The organism is Bradyrhizobium lablabi (genome assembly GCF_001440475.1).
In the GTDB taxonomy this organism is placed as follows: Bacteria; Pseudomonadota; Alphaproteobacteria; order Rhizobiales; family Xanthobacteraceae; genus Bradyrhizobium; species Bradyrhizobium lablabi.
The window spans coordinates 439-3,589 of the sequence record NZ_LLYB01000059.1 but is presented as its reverse complement, the minus strand read 5'-3'; the positions used below and the strand labels follow the sequence as shown (position 1 = coordinate 3,589).

The window sequence follows — 3,151 nt, the reverse complement described above, 5'->3', positions numbered from 1 at the left end:
GGCGGAGCCGATGAAGAATACCGGCTACGGGCGATATCTCATCCGGCAGGCGGCGGTCCTGCGCTAACGCGGAATCGCTGCGGTCAGCCGCGCGCGCACGCGCTCGCTCACAAGCGGACTGGCGGCCACCGCGACGACGGCCAGCCACAGGGCGCATTCGACGAAGAAGCGTAACGGCTCTGCCAGCGGCGTGGCCAGGCGGATGGCCGCGCCCAGCGCCCAGCCGGCGAGCGTCACCGCGATCATCACCGCAGCCAGAAAGCCCACATGCCTCAGCGGATGCTGCAACGTGTCCTGCAGGATGATCCGCCCGAGGACACCGAACTGTATCAGCAGTTCGCTGGCCACCACCGCAATCGCCGCCCCGATCAGTCCGGTCGAAGGGATCAACACCGCCGACAGGACCAGGAAAACGACGAGCTGCAGTCCCTTCGTCCGCACCAGAAGATCGCCTCGATTGCTGTAATTGGCATAACCCAGCGCCAGGATCGAGGGTGCCGCCGCGGCGGTACCGATCAGCAATGTCACCGTCAGCGCCGGATCGTAGGGCACGACGCCGCGGGTCCAGAGCGCGAAAAAATCCGGCCAGAACGGCAGCAGGCCGGAGACCACGACGCTCGCCAGCAATGTCACGAGCACCGATCCGCGGACATACAGGCTTTGCAGCCGTTGCACGTCTCCCACCGCATGATCGTGGCCAAGCTCCGCGGCGAGCGGAAGGCTGGTCTGAACGCAGAGGACGCGAAGCAATCCGGCGACCACGCGGGTAAGCCCCCACTGCGCGACGGCGACGCGATCGGACACGAACGCGCTGACCAGCAGGACCGGCAGATTGAGCAGCGCCAAGTCTGTAGCGCCCGCCACGGCAAACGGAACAGCCTTGCGAAACTGCCCTAGACTCCAGCGCCACGAAGGGGTTGCGCCAGGGCCGCGCAGATACGGAAACAGCCGCGGCGCGTCGACGACCAAAAGCCAGATCGCAGCAAGCACCTGCGCGGCTACGTAAGCAAGGGTAACCGCCAGCAGGCTTCCCGTCGCGACAATGGCGATGAGCTGGCCGATCTGCCCGAGGAGAACGGCGACGTTCTGCACTTTTCCTGCGCGTCCATAGAGCCCCCGCGCGCGATAGAGTGCGGCAACGAGATTGGACGGCACCGCCCACAGCATTCCACCGGCCATCACGACAAACGCCGCATCGAAATGCGGGACCGTCGCAAATCCGAGTACCTTGGAGGGGGCCAACAGCATCGCGCCGACCAGCAGCGGCAATGTCAACGTAGCAACGAGCCCGAGATAGATCCGCAGTATCGCGGCATAGAAGCGCGCGGTGCGGCCGTCGCAATCGGCGCCCGACTTGAACTGGAAAAACCGGTTGATCGCGCGGAATTGCAGCCCTGCATCCGCAATGAGAACGAGATTCCCCACGGCATAGATTGCAAGCCACGCCGCCAGGGTGTCACCGGTCCAGTAGTGCAGAAAGACCGGAATGAGCGCGACCTGCTGGGCGATCCCCAGCGCCATCTGCAAAAGATTTGCCGACCAGCCTTCCGAGAGACGGCGCGCGCGGCTGGGGGAACCGGTCATCTCTGCTCTTTCCGGGACCGCGCCTGCCGCGACCGCGATGGCCTAGCCATACATTTCGACCGGTGTCTGGGATGCGACAAAGTACAGATTATGCCGCGTCGGATAGATCGTGTCCCATACGCGCACGAACTTGAAATGCGGCGTCAGGAAGCGCCGCAGATCCTCCTTGTCCTTGAATTCATACTCATGCAGCGCGTTGCTCTTCCTGCCGCTCTTGTCTTCGGTGAGCGTGTAGCCGCTCAGGATGCCATCGGCGCCCAGGCGCTCGACGATCGCGCCCATGATCGTGTCGATTTCCTTTTCGGTGAAATGCTCGATCGCTGCGTCCCAGACGACGTTGTCGAACGGTCCCTCAGGCAGACCGGCGCGGATGTCCTGCTTGATGAAGGTGATGTTCGGCGCGGAATTGTATCGCCTGGCGTGAGGAATCGCCTCCTCGTCAAAATCAAGCGCGATGATCGACTTCGCTTTGGTCGAGTAGAAGTGGCGGGTGTTGAAACCATCGCCGCAGCAGATCTCGAGCATGCGCGAATTCTCCTTGAGGACGAGCCGCGAAAAGACGCCGCGCTCCACCCAAAGGCTGTTGTTCGTTGCGCCCCACTGCCAGTATTGATCGAGAAAATGGTCGAACCATTCCGGCCTCGGTCTGGTGCCCCACTGCAAGGCAAATTGCGCAAAATGGGTCCAGCCGACCAGTACGCGCATGAACCAGTTGATGCCTTTGAGGATGGACACCAGAAACCGCTTCAAGGAAAATCTCTCCCTCCTGGTCGGCAATTCCGGGCCCCCGGCCCGCCTCGGCGCGTGCTTCCGGCCGTCACTAACGCAAGCGACCGCGATCATCAAGCCTGCCGGAACGCGGCAGTCTCGACGCACCATGCCTTTGGGATGTCGGACTTCAGCAGGACTGCGATGGCAATTGGACGGACCCGCCTGCAGCCCTGGTTCGATCTCACCGGATCATGAAATGGTGGTCTAAGAGCAGTTCAGCCAAATGGCTCTCTGATGGCGCGGCCGGTACCGCGCCAAGATCCGAATGCAAGCCTGCCATTCCTGACGCGGCAAGTTGGATCTGGTCATGAACAATCCCGGCGCCCAGCAGGCTGGCCAATGGCCCGGTGCTTGTGGCATCTGCATGAGCCGCAAGATGATCAGTCCTGAACACAAAGCTATCCTGACCGGCGATCCAGTCGGCAATCGGAGTTGTTGCAGCGCCTTGTCCCAGACTGGCCGAACTTAGCGGGGTCGACGAGGTGCTGATAATTCCGTCGCCATTGAGATCCTGGTTGAAGCTCAGCTCGAGTGACTTGATGGCGGAGTTCGATCCCGAGACGATGACGCCGCCGGTCCCGTTCGAGACCCAGTTGCCGTTGGTGTCGGTATTCCAGACCGTATACTGATCGGTGCCCTGGATACGCATGGCCACNCTTGTAACCGCCGGCCGTCTGCTCGACGCCGAGGAAGCTCCATTCGTACTGCCCCACTGCCACCGGGGCGCCCTTGTATTTGAATTGCGGCCCGCTGCTGCCGCCGACGGGGTAAAAGTAATAGTAGTTTCCTACCTGCA

General features: G+C 62.2%; 4 protein-coding genes. 1 reads left to right on the top strand and 3 read right to left on the bottom strand.

From position 1 onward, the window contains the following. The coding region (locus tag CQ14_RS47605) for a hypothetical protein (RefSeq protein ID WP_283807222.1) at nucleotides 1-67 on the top strand (67 nt) is incomplete at its 5' end. Here the strand turns inward: CQ14_RS47605 and CQ14_RS12620 are convergent. The 3 genes from CQ14_RS12620 to CQ14_RS48220 form a co-directional block, all read right to left on the bottom strand. Continuing rightward, nucleotides 64-1,584 (bottom strand): MATE family efflux transporter, encoded by a 1,521-nt coding sequence (locus CQ14_RS12620; protein ID WP_057858209.1) that lies wholly within the window; start codon nucleotides 1,582-1,584, stop codon nucleotides 64-66. The genes CQ14_RS47605 and CQ14_RS12620 overlap by 4 nt on opposite strands. Nucleotides 1,585-1,626: 42 nt before the next feature. Next, on the bottom strand, nucleotides 1,627-2,334 hold the full coding sequence (locus tag CQ14_RS12615; protein ID WP_057858208.1) for a class I SAM-dependent methyltransferase: 708 nt from the start codon (nucleotides 2,332-2,334) through the stop codon (nucleotides 1,627-1,629). Nucleotides 2,335-2,536: 202 nt separating this feature from the next. Continuing rightward, nucleotides 2,537-3,004, bottom strand: coding sequence for a hypothetical protein (locus CQ14_RS48220; protein ID WP_156434932.1), 468 nt, complete (start codon nucleotides 3,002-3,004; stop codon nucleotides 2,537-2,539). Nucleotides 3,005-3,151: the final 147 nt, after the last annotated feature.

Bases quoted from the DNA above. Each gene is read 5' to 3' on its own strand.
- CQ14_RS12620 (WP_057858209.1), bottom strand. From the start codon at position 1,584: ATGACCGGTTCCCCCAGCCGCGCGCGCCGTCTCTCGGAAGGCTGGTCG.
- CQ14_RS48220 (WP_156434932.1), bottom strand. From the start codon at position 3,004: ATGCGTATCCAGGGCACCGATCAGTATACGGTCTGGAATACCGACACC.